The 17,560-nt window shown below is 71.0% G+C and carries 14 protein-coding genes; 7 read left to right on the top strand and 7 right to left on the bottom strand.

Features of this window, described 5'->3' with window-relative positions; translation table 11 throughout:
• Positions 1-129 precede the first annotated feature (129 nt).
• The 3 genes from putA to V6S85_RS14610 all read left to right on the top strand — a co-directional run bounded on the left by putA (position 130) and on the right by V6S85_RS14610 (position 6,406).
• Positions 130-3,219, top strand: a complete 3,090-nt coding sequence (gene putA / locus V6S85_RS14620) for a bifunctional proline dehydrogenase/L-glutamate gamma-semialdehyde dehydrogenase PutA (RefSeq protein WP_334349356.1) — start codon at positions 130-132, stop codon at positions 3,217-3,219.
• Between the two features lie 381 nt (positions 3,220-3,600).
• Complete coding sequence (locus V6S85_RS14615) at positions 3,601-4,989, top strand: alpha/beta hydrolase family protein (protein ID WP_334349355.1); 1,389 nt, start codon at positions 3,601-3,603, stop codon at positions 4,987-4,989.
• An 85-nt stretch (positions 4,990-5,074) separates the two neighbouring features.
• Positions 5,075-6,406 (top strand): glycoside hydrolase 5 family protein, encoded by a 1,332-nt coding sequence (locus tag V6S85_RS14610; RefSeq protein WP_116569900.1) that lies wholly within the window; start codon positions 5,075-5,077, stop codon positions 6,404-6,406.
• On the opposite strand, the gene V6S85_RS14605 is transcribed toward V6S85_RS14610, so the two are convergent.
• From V6S85_RS14605 to V6S85_RS14590, 4 genes are all read right to left on the bottom strand, one after another.
• Entirely contained in the window at positions 6,403-6,762 is a 360-nt protein-coding gene (locus tag V6S85_RS14605) for a hypothetical protein (protein WP_116569899.1), read from the bottom strand. The genes V6S85_RS14610 and V6S85_RS14605 overlap by 4 nt on opposite strands.
• Before the next feature lie 115 nt (positions 6,763-6,877).
• Entirely contained in the window at positions 6,878-6,997 is a 120-nt protein-coding gene (gene cydX / locus V6S85_RS14600; RefSeq protein WP_101715773.1) for a cytochrome bd-I oxidase subunit CydX, read from the bottom strand.
• An 18-nt stretch (positions 6,998-7,015) separates the two neighbouring features.
• A complete protein-coding gene (gene cydB / locus V6S85_RS14595; RefSeq protein WP_116569898.1) occupies positions 7,016-8,158 on the bottom strand; it encodes a cytochrome d ubiquinol oxidase subunit II in 1,143 nt (380 codons plus the stop codon).
• Between the two features lie 13 nt (positions 8,159-8,171).
• A complete protein-coding gene (locus tag V6S85_RS14590) occupies positions 8,172-9,740 on the bottom strand; it encodes a cytochrome ubiquinol oxidase subunit I (RefSeq protein ID WP_334349354.1) in 1,569 nt (522 codons plus the stop codon).
• A gap of 124 nt (positions 9,741-9,864) precedes the next feature.
• Here V6S85_RS14590 and cydD point away from each other — a divergent pair, with 124 nt between their 5' ends.
• The 4 genes from cydD to fixJ are packed head-to-tail and all read left to right on the top strand — an operon-like array spanning position 9,865 to position 15,252.
• Positions 9,865-11,508, top strand: coding sequence for a thiol reductant ABC exporter subunit CydD (cydD, locus tag V6S85_RS14585; RefSeq protein ID WP_116569896.1), 1,644 nt, complete (start codon positions 9,865-9,867; stop codon positions 11,506-11,508).
• Positions 11,505-13,151 carry an amino acid ABC transporter ATP-binding/permease protein gene (locus tag V6S85_RS14580; RefSeq protein WP_334349353.1) on the top strand — a complete coding sequence of 549 codons (1,647 nt, stop codon included), beginning with the start codon at positions 11,505-11,507 and terminating at the stop codon, positions 13,149-13,151. The genes cydD and V6S85_RS14580 overlap by 4 nt, the downstream gene beginning before the upstream one ends.
• Before the next feature lie 5 nt (positions 13,152-13,156).
• A complete protein-coding gene (locus tag V6S85_RS14575) occupies positions 13,157-14,650 on the top strand; it encodes a PAS domain S-box protein (RefSeq protein WP_334349352.1) in 1,494 nt (497 codons plus the stop codon).
• Positions 14,650-15,252, top strand: a complete 603-nt coding sequence (gene fixJ, locus V6S85_RS14570) for a response regulator FixJ (RefSeq protein WP_116569893.1) — start codon at positions 14,650-14,652, stop codon at positions 15,250-15,252. The genes V6S85_RS14575 and fixJ overlap by 1 nt, the downstream gene beginning before the upstream one ends.
• Before the next feature lie 138 nt (positions 15,253-15,390).
• Here fixJ and V6S85_RS14565 read toward each other — a convergent pair whose 3' ends face one another.
• The 3 genes from V6S85_RS14565 to V6S85_RS14555 all read right to left on the bottom strand — a co-directional run bounded on the left by V6S85_RS14565 (position 15,391) and on the right by V6S85_RS14555 (position 17,385).
• Positions 15,391-15,810: a hypothetical protein gene (locus V6S85_RS14565; RefSeq protein ID WP_116569892.1), complete on the bottom strand. Its 420-nt coding sequence runs from the start codon at positions 15,808-15,810 to the stop codon at positions 15,391-15,393.
• Positions 15,807-16,670 (bottom strand): aldose 1-epimerase, encoded by an 864-nt coding sequence (locus V6S85_RS14560; protein WP_334349351.1) that lies wholly within the window; start codon positions 16,668-16,670, stop codon positions 15,807-15,809. Before V6S85_RS14560 ends, V6S85_RS14565 begins: the two co-directional genes overlap by 4 nt.
• An 82-nt stretch (positions 16,671-16,752) precedes the next feature.
• Entirely contained in the window at positions 16,753-17,385 is a 633-nt protein-coding gene (locus V6S85_RS14555) for a YitT family protein (protein WP_244286693.1), read from the bottom strand.
• Between the last annotated feature and the right edge of the window lie 175 nt (positions 17,386-17,560).

Below are 17,560 nucleotides of genomic sequence, written 5' to 3'. Positions count from 1 at the left end.
CGCACGTCTGGAGCAGACAACGTTTTTCGACGTTTACGCCGAACAGCATACGGAAGCCAGAGCCAACAAACGAAGCACCTTCGATCATAGCCGGGCTACAGCGACGATAAATCATTAGCGAGGCGCATCATGGCCGATTGGGACTCCCTGGACGACGGCAAGTACCGTGACGAAAAGGCGGTGATCGCCGACCTGCTGGCCGCGGGGCCCCTGTCCAGCGAGGATCGCGCCGCCGTCCGCGCCGAGGCCGAGGCCCTGGTGCGCGGCGCGCGTCGCAGCGTCCGCAAGCAGGGCGTGGTCGAGAGCTTCCTGCAGGAATTCAGCCTGGGCACCCGCGAGGGCCTGGCCTTGATGTGCCTGGCCGAGGCTCTGCTGCGCACCCCCGACGACGAGACCCGCGACCGGCTGATCGCCGAGAAGATCGGCTCGGCGGATTGGGCGTCTCACCTCGGCGGCAGCGACAGCCTGTTCGTCAACGCCTCGACCTGGGGCCTGATGCTGACCGGCAAGATCGTCGAGCCCGACGACGAGGCCCGCAAGGACCTGCCGGCGTTCATCAAAAGGCTGGCCGGCCGCGTGGGCGAGCCGGTGATCCGCGCCGCCGTCGGCCAGGCGATCCGCATAATGGGCGAGCAGTTCGTGCTGGGCCGCACCATCGAGGCGGCCATCAAGCGCGCCGCGAACGAAGACACCATGTGCTCGTTCGACATGCTGGGCGAAGGCGCCCGCACCGCCGCCGACGCCGCCCGCTACGAAAAGTCCTACGCCGACGCCATCGAGACGGTCGGCAAGCTGTCGAACAAGGCAGGTCCGGAAGCCGGCCACGGCGTGTCGGTGAAGCTGTCGGCCCTGTGCCCGCGCTACGAGGCCACGCACGAAGACCGCGTCTGGGAGGAGCTATACCCCCGCACCCTGCGCTTGGCCCTGATCGCCGCCAAGTACGACATCAACTTCACCATCGACGCCGAAGAGGCCGACCGCCTCGCCCTGTCGCTGAAGCTGCTCGACAGGCTGTGCCGCGAACCGGCCCTGGGCGAGTGGAAGGGCCTGGGCCTGGCCGTGCAGGCCTACCAGAAGCGCTGCGGCGAGGTGATCGCCCGCCTGGAGGCCCTGTCGAAGGAAACCGGCCGCCGCCTGATGGTGCGCCTCGTGAAGGGCGCCTACTGGGACAGCGAGATCAAGCGCGCACAGGTCGCCGGCCGCCCGGACTATCCGGTCTACACCACCAAGCCCGCCACGGACCTGTCGTACCTGGTGAACGCCAAGGCCCTGATCGGGGCCGCGCCGCACCTCTACGCCCAGTTCGCCACCCACAACGCCCACACCCTAGCGGCCGTGGTGCGCATGGCCAAGAACGCCGGCGTCAGGATCGAGCACCAGCGCCTGCACGGCATGGGCGAGGCGCTCTACAAGGCCGCCGACGACCTCTATGACGGCATCACCCTGCGCGCCTACGCCCCCGTCGGCGGGCACGAGGACCTGCTGCCCTACCTCGTGCGTCGCCTGCTCGAGAACGGCGCCAACACCAGCTTCGTGCACGCCCTGCTCGACGAGCGGGTGCCGGTCGAGAAGGTGGTCACCGACCCCATCGACGTGGTCGAGGCCCATCCCGACCGCCACGCCAAGATCCCCACGCCGATCGACGTCTATGGCGAGGGCCGCAGGAACAGCGCGGGCCTGGACCTGTCGACCCGCGCCGACCGCTTCCGCCTGTCGGCGGCGGTCACGGTGCTGGACGCCGCTCCGCTGCAGTCGGGTCCGCTGGTCGGCGGCAAGATGGAAGCCGGCGGCCCGCCGCTGCCGGTGGTCTCGCCGATCGACGCCGGCCGCGTGGTCGGCGCGGTGTCGGAAGCCCAGCTGCCGCAGATCGACAAGGCCTTCAAGCTGGCCCGCGCCGCCCAGCCGGCCTGGGACCAGGCCGGCGGCCCGGCCCGCGCCAAGGTGCTGCGCGCCATGGGCGACGCCCTGGAAGCCAATATCGAGCGCCTGATCGCCATCCTGTCGCGCGAAGCCGGCAAGACCCTGGCCGACGGCATCGCCGAGGTGCGCGAGGCGGTCGACTTCTGCCGCTACTACGCCGTTCTGGCCGAAAAGCAGTTCGGCGAACCCGAGGTGCTTAAAGGTCCGGTCGGCGAGACCAACACCCTTGGCCTGGCCGGTCGCGGCGTCTTCGTCTGCATCAGCCCGTGGAACTTCCCGCTGGCGATCTTCACCGGCCAGATCGCCGCGGCCCTGGCCGCCGGCAACGCCGTGGTCGCCAAGCCGGCCGAACAGACGCCGATCATCGCCTATGAAGCGGTGAAGCTCTACCACGCCGCGGGCCTTGACCCGCGCCTTCTGGCCCTGCTGCCCGGCCGCGGCGAGACCGTCGGCGCGGCCCTGACCGCGCACGAGGGCCTGGACGGCGTCGCCTTCACCGGCGGCACCGACACGGCCTGGCGGATCAACCAGACCCTCGCCCAGCGCCAGGGCCCGATCGTGCCGTTCATCGCCGAGACCGGCGGCCTCAACGGCATGTTCGTCGACACCACGGCCCAGCGCGAGCAGGTGATCGACGACGTCATCGTCAGCGCCTTCGGGTCCGCCGGCCAACGCTGCTCGGCCCTGCGTTTGCTGTTCCTGCCGACCGACACCGCCGACCACATCATCGAGGGCCTGAAGGGCGCGATGGACGCCCTGGTGGTGGCCGATCCGGCCGACGCCTCGACCGACGTCGGCCCGGTGATCGACGCCGACGCCAAGGACGCGCTGGAAAAGCACCTGGTCCGCCTGAAGCACGAGGCCAAGGTGCTGCACGCGCTGGAAACCCCGGCCGGCGGCACCTTCTTCGGCCCGGTCCTCGCCGAAATCCCGGCCGCCGACTTCCTCGAGCGCGAGGTGTTCGGCCCGATCCTGCACGTGGTCCGCTACAAGCCCGAGGACCTGGAACAGGTGGCCGGCGCCCTGGCGGCCCGCCGCTACGGCCTGACCCTGGGCGTGCACTCGCGCATCCAGGCCTTCGCCGACGAGGTCGTGCGCCTGGTCCCGGCCGGCAACGCCTACATCAACCGCACCATGACCGGCGCTGTGGTCGGCGTGCAGCCGTTCGGCGGCGAGGGCCTGTCGGGCACCGGCCCCAAGGCCGGCGGCCCCCACGCCCTGCTGCGCTTCGCCGTCGAGCGCGCGCTCAGCGTCAACATCACCGCCCAGGGCGGCGACCCGGCGCTGCTGAATCTCTGATCTTGACCTCTCCGGCCATGGGCGAAACCCTTCGCCCATGGCCGACGGCTTCGACATCCACATCGACGAAGAACAGGCCGCCCGGCTCGCCCCCTAGCGGCCATGCTCGACATATCGCTCGTCGACTATGTGATGTCGCTGACCGATCGCTAGGGTGGCTAGACATTCATCCACCCCAAACCGCTCCATCCCCGCGAAGGCGGGGATGCTCGGTTAGAAATGGCGGAAGACCCTGAATGTTGATCGGCCCCTGAGTTTCTCATTCAGGTCAAAGGCCAGCGCGTGACCATCACCCGGATCTGGCACGGCCTGGAGCAGCGGTAGACGGCGGCTCGCCGACATGCACAATCTCCGGTGCAGTTTCTTCGGGGAGCCTTCGCCATGCGTTTCCTGCCGCCCGCCGTGATCGCCGCCGCCCTGCTGGCGCCCGCCGTCGCCGCCGCCCAGGTCCAGCCCCTCGTCGGCGAGTGGTACGGAACCTTGCAGGCGGGGCCGACCAAGCTGCCGCTGGTGTTCCACGTCCAGGCCGACGGAACCGCCAAGGTCGACAGCCCCGCCCAGGGCGCCATGGGCCTGAAGGCCACGGCCAGCCTCGCCGACGGCAAGGCGCGCCTGACCCTGATCTATCCCCCGGCCAGCTTCGAAGGACAGCTGTCGGCCGACGGCAAGAGCCTGGACGGCCAGTGGCTGCAGGGCGGCGCCAGCCTGCCCCTGGCCATGAGCCGCACGCCGCCGGCGGTGACGCCGGCCAATCGCCCGCAGACGCCCAAGCCGCCGTTCCCCTATCGCGCCGAGGAGGTGTCGTACGTCAATCCGGCCTCGGGCCTGAAACTGGCCGGCGCCCTGACCCTGCCGCCAGGCGAAGGCCCCTTCCCCGTCGCCGTGCTGATCACCGGCTCAGGCGTGCAGGACCGCGACGAGACCCTGTTCGAGCACAAGCCGTTCCTGGTGCTGGCCGACGCCCTGACCCGCAAGGGCGTGGCCGTGCTGCGGGTCGACGACCGCGGCGCCGGGGGCTCGGAGCGCGGTGAACTGAAGGCCGCCACCAGCCTGGACTTCGCCACCGACGTGGAGGCGGGCGTGGCCTTCCTTCGCGGCCGCAAGGGCGTGGATCCGGCCCGCATCGGCCTGATCGGCCACAGCGAAGGCGGCCTGATCGCCCCGATCGTCGCCGCCAAGGACCCCAAGATCGCCTTCGTGGTGCTGATGGCCGGCACGGGCCTGCCGGGCGCCAAGGTGATGCAGAGCCAGAGCCGCGACATCGCCCTGGCCGGCGGCGCCCCGCAGGCGATGATCGACCAGCAGGTCAAGCTGATCGCCAAGGTCAGCGACATGGTCATCGCCGAGCCGGACACCGCCAAGCTGAAACCTCGCCTGGCCTCGCTGCTGGCCGAGCAGGGCATGCCGCCCGAGGCGGCCGAGGCCGGGTTCGGGCGCTTCGCCACCCCGTGGTTCAAGACCTTCCTCGGCCTCGATCCGGCCGGCTACCTGAAACAGGTCAAGGCGCCGGTCCTGGCCATAAACGGCGAGAAGGACGTGCAGGTCTCGGCCGCCGAGAACCTGCCGGCCATCAAGGCCGCGCTGGCCGCCAACAAGGACGTGACTATCCTGCCGCTGCCGGGCCTCAACCACCTGTTCCAGACGGCCAAGACCGGCGCGCCGTCCGAATATGCCGAGATCGAGGAGACCCTGGCGCCGTCGGCCGTGAACGCGATCGTCGACTGGACCGTGGCCCATGCCGCCAAGCCCGCGCACAAGCACGCCGATTAACTTCATCAATTTTATTTAATCGCTGGACCGGGCCCCGCGGGCTCCGCTAACGTCCTCGCAAATCATACGTGGGGAGACACCGGGAATGCTTTCGCGACGCGCGATCCTGGCCGCCGGCGCGGCCGGCCTGACGGCGAGCCTGGCCGCCCTTCCGACCCTGGCCGCGGCGCGGAAGGGCTTCGTGAAGGTCGAGGACGGCCGCCTGAGCCTCGACGGCAAGCCCTATCGCTTCGTCGGCGCCAACCTCTGGTACGGCGCCTGGCTGGGGGCCCCGGCCGCCTTCGGCGACCACGCGCGCCTGACCCGCGAGCTCGACAAGCTGAAGTCGCTGGGCGTCACCAACCTGCGCGTCCTGGGCGCGGGCGAGCGCTCGCCGGCCAAGGTGGCCATGGATCCCACCTTCCGCGGCCCAGGCGAGGATTACGACCAGACCCTGCTGACGGGCCTCGACGTGCTGCTGGCCGAGATGGCCAAGCGCGGCATGAAGGCCGTGATCTACGTCAACAACTTTTGGGACTGGTCGGGCGGAATGCCGGCCTACCTGAACTGGACCGGCAACGGGACCTGGTTCCAGCAGGGCGACCCGGCCCATCCCTGGCCCGCCTTCGCCGACTATTCGGCCCGCTTCTACGCCGACGAGAAGGCCAACGCCCTCTTCCGCCACTATGTGAAGACCCTGGTCGGCCGCACCAGCACCGTCACCGGCAAGCCCTATCGCGACGATCCCACGATCATGGCCTGGCAGCTGGCCAACGAGCCGCGCCCCGCCGGCAGCGAGGAGTTCGGCAAGGCCAATCGCCCGGCCTACGACGCCTGGATCGACGGCACGGCCCGCTTCATCAAGTCGATCGACGCCAACCACCTGGTGTCCAGCGGCAGCGAGGGCGACATGGGGTGCCTGGGCAGCGAGGCCTGCGTGGTCGAGAGCCACAAGACCCCGGCCATCGACTACCTGACCCTGCACGTCTGGCCCAACAACTGGAGCTGGATCTCGATGACCGACCAGCCCTCGACCTATGAGGCCGGCGCGGCCCGCTCGCGCGACTACATCCGCCGCCATATCGCCCTGGCCAAATCCATGGGCAAGCCGCTGACCATCGAGGAGTTCGGCCTGATCCGCGACGGCCGCGCCTTCGCGCCCGGCTCGCCGGTGACTTTCCGCGACCGGTTCTACAAGATGGTGTTCGACGAGGTCGAGGCCGACATGAAGGCCGGAGGCCCGACGGCGGGCGTCAACTTCTGGGCCTGGAACGGCGAGGGCCGCGCCCAGCACGCCGACGCCTGGTTCAAGAAGGGCGACCGCTCCTATGTCGGCGATCCGCCGCAGGAGGAACAGGGCCTGTTCGGCGTGTTCGACGCCGACGCCTCGACCCTGGCCATCATCCGCGACCACGCCAAGGCGGTGAAGGCGATCTAGCGCCCCATCACCCTCCGCAGCCAGGTCCAGGCGCCGCCCTTTCGGTGATCCCGCGCCACGCTGGCCTCGAAGTCGTGGCGGGCGTCGATCGCCCGGCGCAGGACCTCGCGGTGGGCGTCGAGCATGCGCTCATAGGCCTTGAGCGTCTGCGCGGCGTCAGACACGCGGACCATGTCCAGGTCGAGGCCGTTCAGGAACGCCTCGGGCAGCCTGCGGATGTCGAAGTCGCGCCCGCCGCCCTCGGCGTCGTGGTCTGGCGCCAGGGCGTACCACCAGGTCAGCGCCCGGCCGCCCTTCCAGCTGTGATAGATCCTCACGCCGTCGTGGCTGAGCATCAGCTTGCGCCTGTTCACCATGAGTCCTCCTGGAGGACGATCTGGCGGCGCCGTTTGCGACAGCCGCAACCACGCAAGGCAAAACCGCCGCCCCGGGGCCGGGACGGCGGTCTGCGCATTCACGCGGTCGGCGCGATCAGGGCTCGGAGAGGCCCGCGTCGCCGTCGTCGGTGAGGTTGAACTCGTACCAGACGCCGTTGAGGACGCCGAAGGCGAGGGCCAGGCCGAGGCCGAGAACCCAGGTGAAGTACCACATGATCTAGGCTCCTCTTGCTCAGTACAGGGCCGGGTCGGTCTTCAGGGCCGCGCTGCTCGTGCGCCCCCACAGCACCCGGTAGACGAAGGCCGTGTAGGCCAGCACCACCGGCATCAGCACCACCACCACGACCAGCATGATGAACAGGGTCGTGTGGCTGGACGAGGCGTTCCAGACCAGGAAGCTGGAATGGGCGTCCACGGTGCTGGGCAGGATGAACGGGAACATCGACAGGCCGCTGGTGGCGATGATGCCGGCGGCCGAGGCCGAGGAGCCGCCGAAGGCCAGGCCTTCCTGACGCTTCCACAGGCCGAAGGTCGCGAAGGCCGCGCCGACGAAGCCCAGCACCGGGGCGATGGTCATCCACGGATAGCGGCCGAAGTTGTCGAACCAGGCGCCCGGCGCGGCGACCACCGTGGCCCGCAGCGGGTTGGACGGACCGGCCGGATCGACCACCCCCTCGACCCGGAAGCCCAGGCGCATGGCCAGCAGGCCGCCCAGGGCGAACAGCACGATGCTGGCGATGCCGGCGACAAGGCCGAACTTGCGGGCGCGGTCGACGATCGGGCCCTTCTCGGCCTTCACCGCCAGCCAGGCCGAACCGTGCAGCACCAGCATGCTGGTCGACAGCAGGCCGCAGACCAGGGTGAAGGGCGTGAACAGTTCGAAGAACGAGCCGTGGTAGGTGCTGCGCAGGTCGCTATCGAGGTGGACCGGCACGCCCTGCAGCACGTTGCCGACGGCGACGCCGAACACCAGGGCCGGCACGAAGCTGCCGACGAACAACGACCAGTCCCAGAACGAGCGCCACTTGGCGTCCGGCCGCTTGGACCGGTACTTGAAGGCCACCGGCCTCATGATCATGGCCGACAGCACCAGGAACATGGCCAGGTAGAAGCCGGAGAAGCTGGCGCCGTACACCATCGGCCAGGCGGCGAAGATCGCCGCCCCGCCGGTGATGAACCATACCTGGTTGCCTTCCCAGGTGGCGCCGATGGTGTTGATCACCGTCCGGCGCTCGTCGTCCTTGCGGCCGATGAAGGGCAGCAGGGCGCCGACGCCCATGTCGAAGCCGTCGGTCAGGGCGAAGCCGATCAGCAGCACGCCCAGGAGGCCCCACCAGATCAGGCGGAGGGTCGGGTAGTCGAGGGGGAGTTCCATCCAGGGGTCTCCTTTAGGCGACGGCTTCGGCCGCGACGGGCGCGCCGGATTCCGGGGGGAAGGCGTCCTGTTCGGCGAACGGGCCCTTCTTGATGGTCTTCAGGATCAGCCCGACCTCGACCACCGCCAGGGCGCCGTAGAGCAGGGTGAAGCCGACGATGCTGGCGATCAGCTGGGGAACGCTGAGGCTGGACGGGGCCAGGAAGGTGGGCAGGACCCCCTCCACGGCCCAGGGCTGGCGCCCGACCTCGGCCAGCACCCAGCCGAGTTCGGTGGCGATCCAGGGCAGCGGGATGGCCAGCACCGCCAGGCGCAGGAACCACTTGGTCTCGTGCTTGCGCAGGGTGACCAGCACGAAGGCGGTGGCGAAGAGAGCGATCATCAGGAGGCCCGTGCCGGCCATGATGCGGAAGGCCCAGAACATCACCGGCACGTTCGGCACGGTGTCCCAGGCGGTCTTGGCGATCAGGTCCTTCGAGGCCGTGCGCGGGTCCTCTACGTGGCGCTTGAGCAGCAGGGCGTAGCCCAGGTCGCGGCGGTTCGCCTCGAAGACGCCGCGGGCGGCCAGGTCCTGCGGATTGGCCTTCAGCTTCTCCAGCGCGTCATAGGCGACGACGCCGCGCTCGATGCGGTCCTCGGCCGTGGCCACCAGTTCGAAGATGCCCTCGACCGGCTTGTCGACGCTGCGCGTGGCGATCAGGCCCAGCACGTAGGGGATCTTCACCTCGGCGTGGGTCTTGCGGTCGGCGAGGCTGGGGATGCCGATGGCGGTCAGGCCGGCCGGGGCGGGCTCGGTCTCCCACATGGCTTCCAGGGCGGCCAGCTTCATCTTCTGATTGTCGGTGAGGGCGTAGCCGCTCTCGTCGCCCAGGACGACGACCGACAGGGCCGAAGCCAGGCCGAAGGCGGCCGCGACGGTCATCGAGCGCTTGGCCACGCCCGTCCACCGGCCCTTGAGCAGGTAGAAGGCCGAGACGCCGAGCACGAAGACGGCGGCGATGGTGTAGCCGGCGCTGACCGTGTGCACGAACTTGGCCTGGGCGACGGGGTTGAAGATCACCGCCTTGAAGTCGGTCACCTCCATCCGCATCGTGTCGGGATTGAAGGCCGCGCCGACCGGGTTCTGCATCCAGCCGTTGGCGACGAGGATCCACAGGGCCGACAGGTTCGTGCCCAGGGCCACCAGGAAGGTGACGAGCAGGTGGGTGACCGGCTTCAGCTTGTCCCAGCCGAAGAACATCAGGCCCACGAAGGTGGCTTCCAGGAAGAAGGCCATCAGGCCCTCGATGGCCAGCGGGGCGCCGAAGATGTCGCCCACATAGTGCGAGTAGTACGACCAGTTCATGCCGAACTGGAATTCCATGGTCAGGCCGGTGGCCACGCCCAGGACGAAGTTGATGCCGAACAGCGCGCCCCAGAACTTGGTGACTGTGCGCCAGATCGGGCGCTTGGTCATGACGTAGACCGCCTCCATGATGAACAGCATGAAGGACAGCCCCAGCGTCAGGGGCACGAAGAGAAAGTGGTACAGGGCCGTGAGGGCGAACTGCAGGCGGGATAGGTCGACGACGGCGGGATCCATGCGTAGCTCCGGTGTCGGACGGCGATCGGTCGCGCCGCACGAGCATCTCGCCTTAGGCGTGTTTCCGATAGGGGTCTTTGATGCGGATCAAGGCCTTTGCACGATGGAGCGCTAAAGCCTGGCCATGACCGTTCGGACCCCCGTCGAGACCGATATCCTCACGCTCGCGCGCCCGTGGCTGCGAAGCTTGAACAGGACAACCTCCGCGTTCAGCCGCGCCGCGGCCGCCTGGCGGCTGGCCGACGTGGTCGGCGCGGCCGGCTTCGCCGCCGGCCTGGCCTTCGGGATCGACGCCCTGACCCGCAGCCTCGCCGAGGCCCTGCCCTTCCTGGCGCTGGCCCTGGTCTCGGCCCTGGCGCGCGGCTTCCTGGCGGCGAAGGCGACCCGCGCCGGAGCCGAAGCGGCCGCTCGGGCCAAGGCCCACGCTCGGCGCGACGCCGCCGCCTCGCTGCTGGCGCCCGGCGCCCCCCGGGGCGGGGCGGCCGTCACCGCCGTGATGGAGGGGGTCGAGGCGCTGGACGGCCACTTCTCGCGCTTCGCCCCGGCCCGCAGCGCCTCGGCCGTCGCGCCGCTGCTGCTGATCGGCCTGACCGCGATCGCCAGTCCGGTCAGCGCCGGCATCCAGCTCTTCACCCTGCTGCCGTTCATCGCCGCCATGGCCCTGGCCGGCATGGCCGCCGCCGACGCCTCGCGCCGACAGTTCCTGGCCCTGGAGCGGCTGTCGGCCCTGTTCCTCGACCGCGTGCGGACCCTGCCGGTGGTGCTGGCCTTCCAGGCAGAGAGCCGGGTCACGGCGGGCCTGGCGGGCGCCGCCCACGATCTTTCCAGGCGCACCCAGGCGGTGCTGCGCGTGGCGTTCTTCTCGTCGGCGGCGCTGGAGTTCTTCGCGGCCCTGTCGGTGGCGCTGGCGGCGGTCTATTGCGGCTTCAACCTGCTGCGCCTGCTGCCCTTCCCCGTGCCGGAGACGCTGGACCTGAAGCGGGCCTTCTTCGCCCTGGCCCTGGCGCCGGAGGTCTACGCCCCGATGCGCCGGCTGGCCGCCGCCTATCACGACCGCCAGGCCGCCGAGACGGCCGCCCTGACCCTGGCCCGCCTGCCCGTCCCCGCCCCGGCCGCCGCGCCGCTCGCCCTGCCAAGCGCGCCGGAGATCCGCTTCGAGGCCCTGGGCGTGACCTATCCGGGCGGCGAAGCGGCGGTGTTCGACGACTTCGACCTCGTCGCCCCAGCCGGGAAGATCACCGCCCTGCTCGGCCCCAGCGGCTGCGGCAAGACCACCCTGCTGAACCTGCTGACCGGCCTTGCGCCGCTGACCGCCGGCGAGGTGCGCGTGGGCGAGGCCAGGCTTTCCGAGGCCGGCGCCTTCGCCGCCGACCTGGCTTGGGCCGGGCAGTCGCCGTTGCTGCTGGCCGGCTCGCTGGCCGACAACCTGGCGCTGGCGCGGCCCGACGCCTCGCGCGACGAGCTCGAAGCCGCCGCCCGCCGCGCCGGCCTGTCGGACTTGCTGGACCGCCGCGGCGGCCTCGACGCGTCCCTGGACGAGCGCGGCGGCGGGCTGTCGGGCGGCGAGCGCCGGCGCTTAGGGATAGCCCGCGCGCTGCTCAAGCCCGCGCCGATCCTGCTGCTGGACGAGCCGACGGCCGATCTCGACGCCCAGGCCGAGGCGGCGATGATCGCCGCGATCCGGCAAGCCGCCGCCGGCCGCACGACCCTGATCGCCACCCATTCCGAGGCCCTGGCGGCGATCGCCGACCAGGTGGTGCGCCTGTGAGCAAGAGCCCGCTTTCCAAGCTCGTCGCCGAGCAACGCCGTCGCCAGGCCGCTCCGCTGGTCACGGCCGCCGTCGCCGCCGCCGTGGTCGGGGCCGGCTCCACCGCCCTGCTGGGGCTGTCGGGCTGGTTCATCACCGGCGCGGCCCTGGCCGGGGTCGCGGGCCTGGCCACGGCCCAGGCCTTCAACGTGCTGCTGCCCAGCGCCACCATCCGCCTGCTGGCCATCCTGCGCACGGTCGCCCGCTACGGCGAGCGCCTGCAGAGCCACGCCGCCGCGCTGGACGCCCTGGCCGCGATCCGACCGCGCCTGTTCACCGCCCTGGCCGCCGCGCCGCCACGCGAGGCCCTGGCGCTCTCGCGCGGCGAGGCCGCCGCCCGCCTGGTGCAGGACGTCGACGCCGTCGAGACCCGCTTCGTACGCCTGTCCGCGCCGTGGGGCGCCGGCGCGGGGGTCGGCATGGCGGTAGCGCTGGCCGCCCTGGCCGGTATCGGACCGGCCCTGGCCATCCTGGTCGCCGTCACCGCCCACCTCGTCCTCGCCCGCGTCCTGACCCGGCGGCTCAGCGCTCCGGCCGGGGCGGCGATCCAGACGGCGGCGGGCGAGCTCAAGGAGGCCCTGGCGGCCTTCGCCGCCGCCGCGCCGGAACTGAAGGTCTATGGCGCGCAAGGGCCCGCCCTCGACCGCATCGCCGCGCTGGGCGACCGGCTGGACGCCCTGAAGGTGCGCGCCGCCCGGGCGCAGGGGATCCTCGGCCTGTCGGAAGGCGCGCTGACCGGCCTGGCCGTCGCCGCCGTGCTGGCGCTGGCCGCCCCGGCCTCGGCGCCGCTGGCGGCCCTGGCCGCGCTGGCCGCCGTCATGGCCGTCGAGGCCGCCGCCCCGATCGCCCGCGCCTTCGACCAGGACGGCGCGGCCGAAGCGGCCGGCGAACGGCTCGACGCCCTTCTGCGCCATGCGCCCAAGGACGCGCCGCCGGCCAGGACCGGCCGCCCCGTCCTGCGCCTTCAGAGCCTGGACCTGCCCCCCGGGGCGCGCCTGGCCCTGACCGGCCCCACCGGCAGCGGCAAGACCACGCGACTGGAACAGCTGGTCGGCCTGCGCCCCGCCCCGGCCGGCGCCTTCGCGCTGGACGGCGAGGACGGCGCGAACCTGTCGCCGGCCGCCCTGCGCCCGGCCTTCGCCTACGCCCCGCAGGACGCCGCCCTGCTGGCCGGCACGGTGCGCGAGAACCTGAAGCTGGCCGCTCCGGCAGCCACCGACGAGGCCCTGTGGGTCGCCCTCCACGACGCGGCCCTGGCCGATCGCGTGCGCGCCCTGCCCCAGGGCCTGGACGCCTGGCTGGGCGAGGCCGGCGAGCGGCTGTCGGGCGGCGAGCGCCGGCGGCTGTCGCTGGCCCGCGCCCTGCTGCGCGACGCCCCCTGGCTGCTGCTCGACGAGCCGACCGAAGGCCTGGATCCCGCCACCGAGGCCCAGGTGATCGCGCGGCTGGACGCCCGCCTGCGCAAAACCGGGCAAGGCCTGGTGCTGGTCAGCCACCGGAAGGCTCCGCTGACGCTCTGCGAACAGGCGATGGCCGTGGAAACGGTGTCGCGGCCCGCCGGGTCGGCTATAAGCCGGCCCATGATCGAACCGGCGAAGCCTTGAGGCCCATGGCCGCTCCCCCGCGTGCTCCCGGCCCGCTGCACAGCGAGCTGCGTCCCGGCGTGTTCCTGGCCTCGGCGACGATGATCGCCGCCTGCGCCCTGCTCTTCTTCGCCCTGCCCAGCCGCTACGCCGCCCCGGCCGCCTTCCTGCTGTTCGTGCCGTCGGTGCTGGTCAGCGCCGCGCTGGGCGGCCTCGTGCCTGGCCTGATCTCGACGGTCGCGGCCTCGGCCATCGTCTGGTTCCTGACCTTCTCGCCGCACCCGGACCAGGCGACGGCGGTGTCGAGCATCGTGTTCCTGATGATCGGGGTGGGCATGTCGATCGGCGGCGGCTGGTTCCACGCCGCCCGCCGCCGCACCGTGGCCATGACCAGCCACCTGCGCTCGATCCTCGACACCGTGCCCGACGCGGTGGTCGTCATCGATCCGCGCGGGATCATGACCTCGTTCAGCCCGGCCGCCGAGCGGCTGTTCGGCTGGAGCGCCGCCCAGACCGTGGGCAGGAACGTCAGCATGCTGATGCCCGAACCGCACCAGACCGCCCACGACGACTATCTGGCGCGCTACGAGCAGACCGGCGAGAAGCGGGTGATCGGCGTCGGCCGCGTCGTCACCGGCCTGCGCCGCGACGGCACCACCTTCCCCATGGAACTGGCCGTGGGCGAGACCAAGGGCCCGACCCGCGCCTATACCGGCTTCATCCGCGACCTGACCGAGCGCCACGCCACCGAGGCCCGCCTGCAGGAGCTGCAAGGCGAACTGGTCCACGTCTCGCGCCTGACGGCCATGGGCGAGATGGCCACCACCCTGGCCCACGAGCTGAACCAGCCGCTGTCGGCCATCGCCAACCTGCTGACCGGCTCGCGCCGGCTGATGGATCGCGGCCGTCCCGAGGACCAGGCCAAGGTGCGCGACGCGATCGACCGCGCTTCCGACCAGGCGCTGCGGGCCGGCGACGTGATCCACCGCATGCGCGAGTTCGTGCGGCGCGGCGCCACCGAGCGCGACGTCGAGAGCCTTTCGGAACTGGTCGACGACGCCCGCGCCCTGGCCCTGATCGGCGTGCGCGAGGGCCAGGCCGAGGTCACCATCGCCCTGGACGAGGCCTGCGACGCCGTCTTCGCCGACCGGGTGCAGATCCAGCAGGTGCTGGTCAACCTGATCCGCAACGCCCTCGAGGCCATGGACGGCCAGTCCGTGCGACGCCTCACCGTCGCCAGCCGCCGGCTGGAGGACGGAACGGTCGAGGTGTCGGTGGCCGACACCGGCGCCGGGGTCGACGACGAGTTCCGCGAGCGCCTGTTCCAGCCGTTCATGACCACCAAGGCCGAGGGCATGGGCGTGGGCCTGTCGATCTCGCGCTCGATCATCGAGGCGCACGGCGGCCGCATCTGGGCCGACGCCAATCCCGGCGGCGGCACGGTGTTCCGCTTCACCCTGCCGCCCGGCCCCGCCCCGTCCAAGACCCGCACGCCTGCAGCCGACCAGGAGACGATTTGATGAGCGACGCCGTTGTGCACGTGGTCGACGACGACGCCGACGCCCGCGACTCGCTGGCCTTCCTGCTGGAGACGGCCGATTTCCGCGTACGCACCTACGCCAGCGCCCTGGCCTTCCTGTCGGAGCTGGGCGAGATCGAATCCGGCTGCGTGATCACCGACGTGCGCATGCCCGGCATGACCGGCCAGGAGCTGGTGCGCCGCCTGAAGGCCGAGGGCTCGGCCCTGCCGGTGGTGATGATCACCGGCCACGGCGACATCCCGATGGCCGTCGAGGCCATGCGCGACGGCGTCGTCGACTTCATCGAAAAGCCGTTCTCCGAAGCGCGTATCCTGGCGGCCCTCCAGCGCGCCCTGGCCGCCGCGCCCCAGCCCACGGTCAGCGACGACCAGGCCCAGGTGCTGGCCAGGATGGAAACCCTGTCGGAGCGCGAGCGCCAGGTGCTGGACGGCGTCGTCGCCGGCCACCCCAACAAGATCATCGCCCGCGACCTGGGCATCAGCCCGCGCACGGTCGAGATCTACCGCGCCAAGCTGATGAGCAAGATGCACGCCGACAACCTGGCCGCCCTGGTGCGCATGACGCTGTCGGTGCGGAACTGAAAATCCTCTCCCTGAAGGGGGAGGTGTCGGCAAAGCCGACGGAGGGGGATGTGACTACCCGCCCCTAGGGCGTCTCAGGCCTCGGGAGGGACTTCCCCCTCCGGCCCTTCGCCCTCCCCTTCAGGGAGAGGGTCTGGATCAGGCCCCCACCGCCTTCTTCACCTGCACGCTCAGGGCGTCGGTGATCAGCGGCTTGTGGGCGACGCCGGCCCAGAGGGCGTCGGTGACGGTCAGGTCCACGGGGCCTTCGGCCACCAGCACGGCGGGAGTGCGCACGCCCTTGCCGCGCAGCGAGGCCAGGGCCAGCAGGTCGACGTCCAGTACCAGGCAATCGGCGGCGATCAGTTCGGCCAGCGGAACCTCGGCCACGCAGGCGAAGGCGCGCGGCCAGTAGCCCTCGGTTTCCAGGGCGAAGGCCAGGGCCTCGCGCAGGGCCTCGTCGGGCTCGACGATGATCACCAGCGGACGGGCGGGCGAAGGGGCGCACATGGCGCCAGTCAAGCCGGTGTCGGTCCAGCGCGCCTTGATCCGGCGCAAATCGAGCAGGTCGGCGATCATGCGATCGTCAAGGTCATCCAGACCGACGCCTTCTCGCCCGGGGCCAGGGCGACGATCCCGGTCTCGCCCTTGTCGAACCCGGGGCCGAACGGATCGGGACGGCTGGAGGTCGGCTCGACGCAGACGAAGTCGGCGCCCGGCGGCGAATACACGTGGGCCCAGCGGCAGTTGTCCGAGGCCTCGATGATCGTCGAGGTCCCTTCCGGGGCCGACAGCACGGCCTTGCCGCCAAAACCCGTCCAGCAGTTGTCGATCAGGCTGTCGGTCGCGGTCGGCGCGCCCACGGTCCAGTCGCGCATCCACGGTCCCTGGTGGTGAACGGTCGGCAGCACGTCGGCGTCGACCATCCAGACGCCGTCGACGTCCATCTTCAGGCCTTCGCCCGGACGGGCGGCGAAATAGGGGTGCAGCCCAAGGCCCGCCGGCATCACCTGCGTACCGGTGTTGGTCACCGACAGCTCGATGCGCAGCCCCTCGTCCGACAGCACGAGGATCTGCTCGGCGCGGTAGGCCCAGGGCCAGTCGGACGGGGCGTGGTCGTAGGCCAGCACGGCGCGGGTGTCGGAAAGGCCCGTCACCGTCCAGGCCGCGCGCCAGCCCTGGCCGTGCAGCGGATGCGGATGACCGCCGAGGTTCGGGGCCAGCGCCACATCGCGGCCCTGGAAGGTGAAGCGGCCGTTCGGAATGCGGTTGCAGAACGGCACCAGCGGGAAGCAGCCGACGTTCAGGGCGTCGGTCGCGCCTTCCGGCGTCGGGCGCAGAACGTCGCGGCCGTCGAACACGAAGCGACCGATCGAACCGCCCACCTCGGGCAGCAGTTCGACGCGGGCGCGGGCGGTCGCCAGGACGGGACGGGTCATGCGGAACTCCTGGTAGCGCTAACGCACGCTACGTCGCGCGTCGTATGCCAGCTTGGCCCCAGAGGGGCAATGAACATCGCCGTCAATAGCCGGCGTAGCGGCCCGGCTTGTGGTTGGCGATGATGACGACGCTGAGCGCCACCGCCGACAGGATCGACAGCAGCAGCTTGTCGAGGCTGACGACCATGAAGGCCGCGCCCACCACCAGGACGTCGGTGCCCATCTGCACCTTGCCGGCGCTGATCCCGTGCTTTTCCTGCAGCCACAGGCCCAGCACGCCGATGCCGCCGACCGAGGCGCGGTGGCGGGCCAGGGCGAGAATGCCCATGCCGATGATGGTGCCGCCGAACACCGCCGCGAAGATCGGATCCACGCCCTTCAGCTTCAGCCAGTACGGCAGGGCCAGGGTCAGGCCGGTCAGCGCCACGTTCACCGCCAGGGTCTTGAAGGCGAAGGTCCACCCCAGGGCCCGCTGGGCGAAGATGTAGAACGGCAGGTTCAGGACGAAGAACACCACCCCTACCGGCCAGCCGCCGAGATAGGAGACGATCAGCGCGATCCCGGCGATGCCGCCGGTCACGAGGCCGGCGGTCTTCAGCAGGGTCAGGCCCACGGCGATGAAGCTCGTGCCGATCAGCAGCGCGTGGACGTCTTCTATGAGCGTGTGGCGCGTTGCGGGCATGGGCGGGACGGAGGAGGCGGCGGCGGCGTTCAAGGGCGTCGAATCGTCGTCTGGAGGGATGGGAAACGGCCGCCCGTCCCGATCGCGTTTCCACCCTGTCGCCCCTTTAACCGCCGATCTGCGGCGGCATGGAACGCTCTTGTCGCGGCGGACGCTTGATAGCGCCCGTGTCTAGCGTCATATATCATCTCAACGCGACGCCCCATGG

The sequence above is a fragment of the Caulobacter sp. CCNWLW153 genome, from assembly GCF_036889365.1.
In the GTDB taxonomy this organism is placed as follows: domain Bacteria; phylum Pseudomonadota; class Alphaproteobacteria; order Caulobacterales; family Caulobacteraceae; genus Caulobacter; species Caulobacter radicis.
Note: the sequence above shows the minus strand (reverse complement) of the source record. Positions and strands in the feature narration are given on the sequence as shown.

What these genes read in the sequence shown, in the direction of transcription:
- V6S85_RS14590 (WP_334349354.1), bottom strand. Translation starts at nt 9,740, where the DNA reads ATGGATCCCGCCGTCGTCGACCTATCCCGCCTGCAGTTCGCCCTCACG.
- V6S85_RS14605 (WP_116569899.1), bottom strand. Translation starts at nt 6,762, where the DNA reads ATGGTGAACAGGCGCAAGCTGATGCTCAGCCACGACGGCGTGAGGATC.
- fixJ (WP_116569893.1), top strand. Translation starts at nt 14,650, where the DNA reads ATGAGCGACGCCGTTGTGCACGTGGTCGACGACGACGCCGACGCCCGC.
- cydD (WP_116569896.1), top strand. Translation starts at nt 9,865, where the DNA reads ATGACCGTTCGGACCCCCGTCGAGACCGATATCCTCACGCTCGCGCGC.
- cydB (WP_116569898.1), bottom strand. Translation starts at nt 8,158, where the DNA reads ATGGAACTCCCCCTCGACTACCCGACCCTCCGCCTGATCTGGTGGGGC.
- V6S85_RS14565 (WP_116569892.1), bottom strand. Translation starts at nt 15,810, where the DNA reads ATGATCGCCGACCTGCTCGATTTGCGCCGGATCAAGGCGCGCTGGACC.
- V6S85_RS14560 (WP_334349351.1), bottom strand. Translation starts at nt 16,670, where the DNA reads ATGACCCGTCCCGTCCTGGCGACCGCCCGCGCCCGCGTCGAACTGCTG.
- V6S85_RS14615 (WP_334349355.1), top strand. Translation starts at nt 3,601, where the DNA reads ATGCGTTTCCTGCCGCCCGCCGTGATCGCCGCCGCCCTGCTGGCGCCC.
- putA (WP_334349356.1), top strand. Translation starts at nt 130, where the DNA reads ATGGCCGATTGGGACTCCCTGGACGACGGCAAGTACCGTGACGAAAAG.
- cydX (WP_101715773.1), bottom strand. Translation starts at nt 6,997, where the DNA reads ATGTGGTACTTCACCTGGGTTCTCGGCCTCGGCCTGGCCCTCGCCTTC.
- V6S85_RS14610 (WP_116569900.1), top strand. Translation starts at nt 5,075, where the DNA reads ATGCTTTCGCGACGCGCGATCCTGGCCGCCGGCGCGGCCGGCCTGACG.
- V6S85_RS14575 (WP_334349352.1), top strand. Translation starts at nt 13,157, where the DNA reads ATGGCCGCTCCCCCGCGTGCTCCCGGCCCGCTGCACAGCGAGCTGCGT.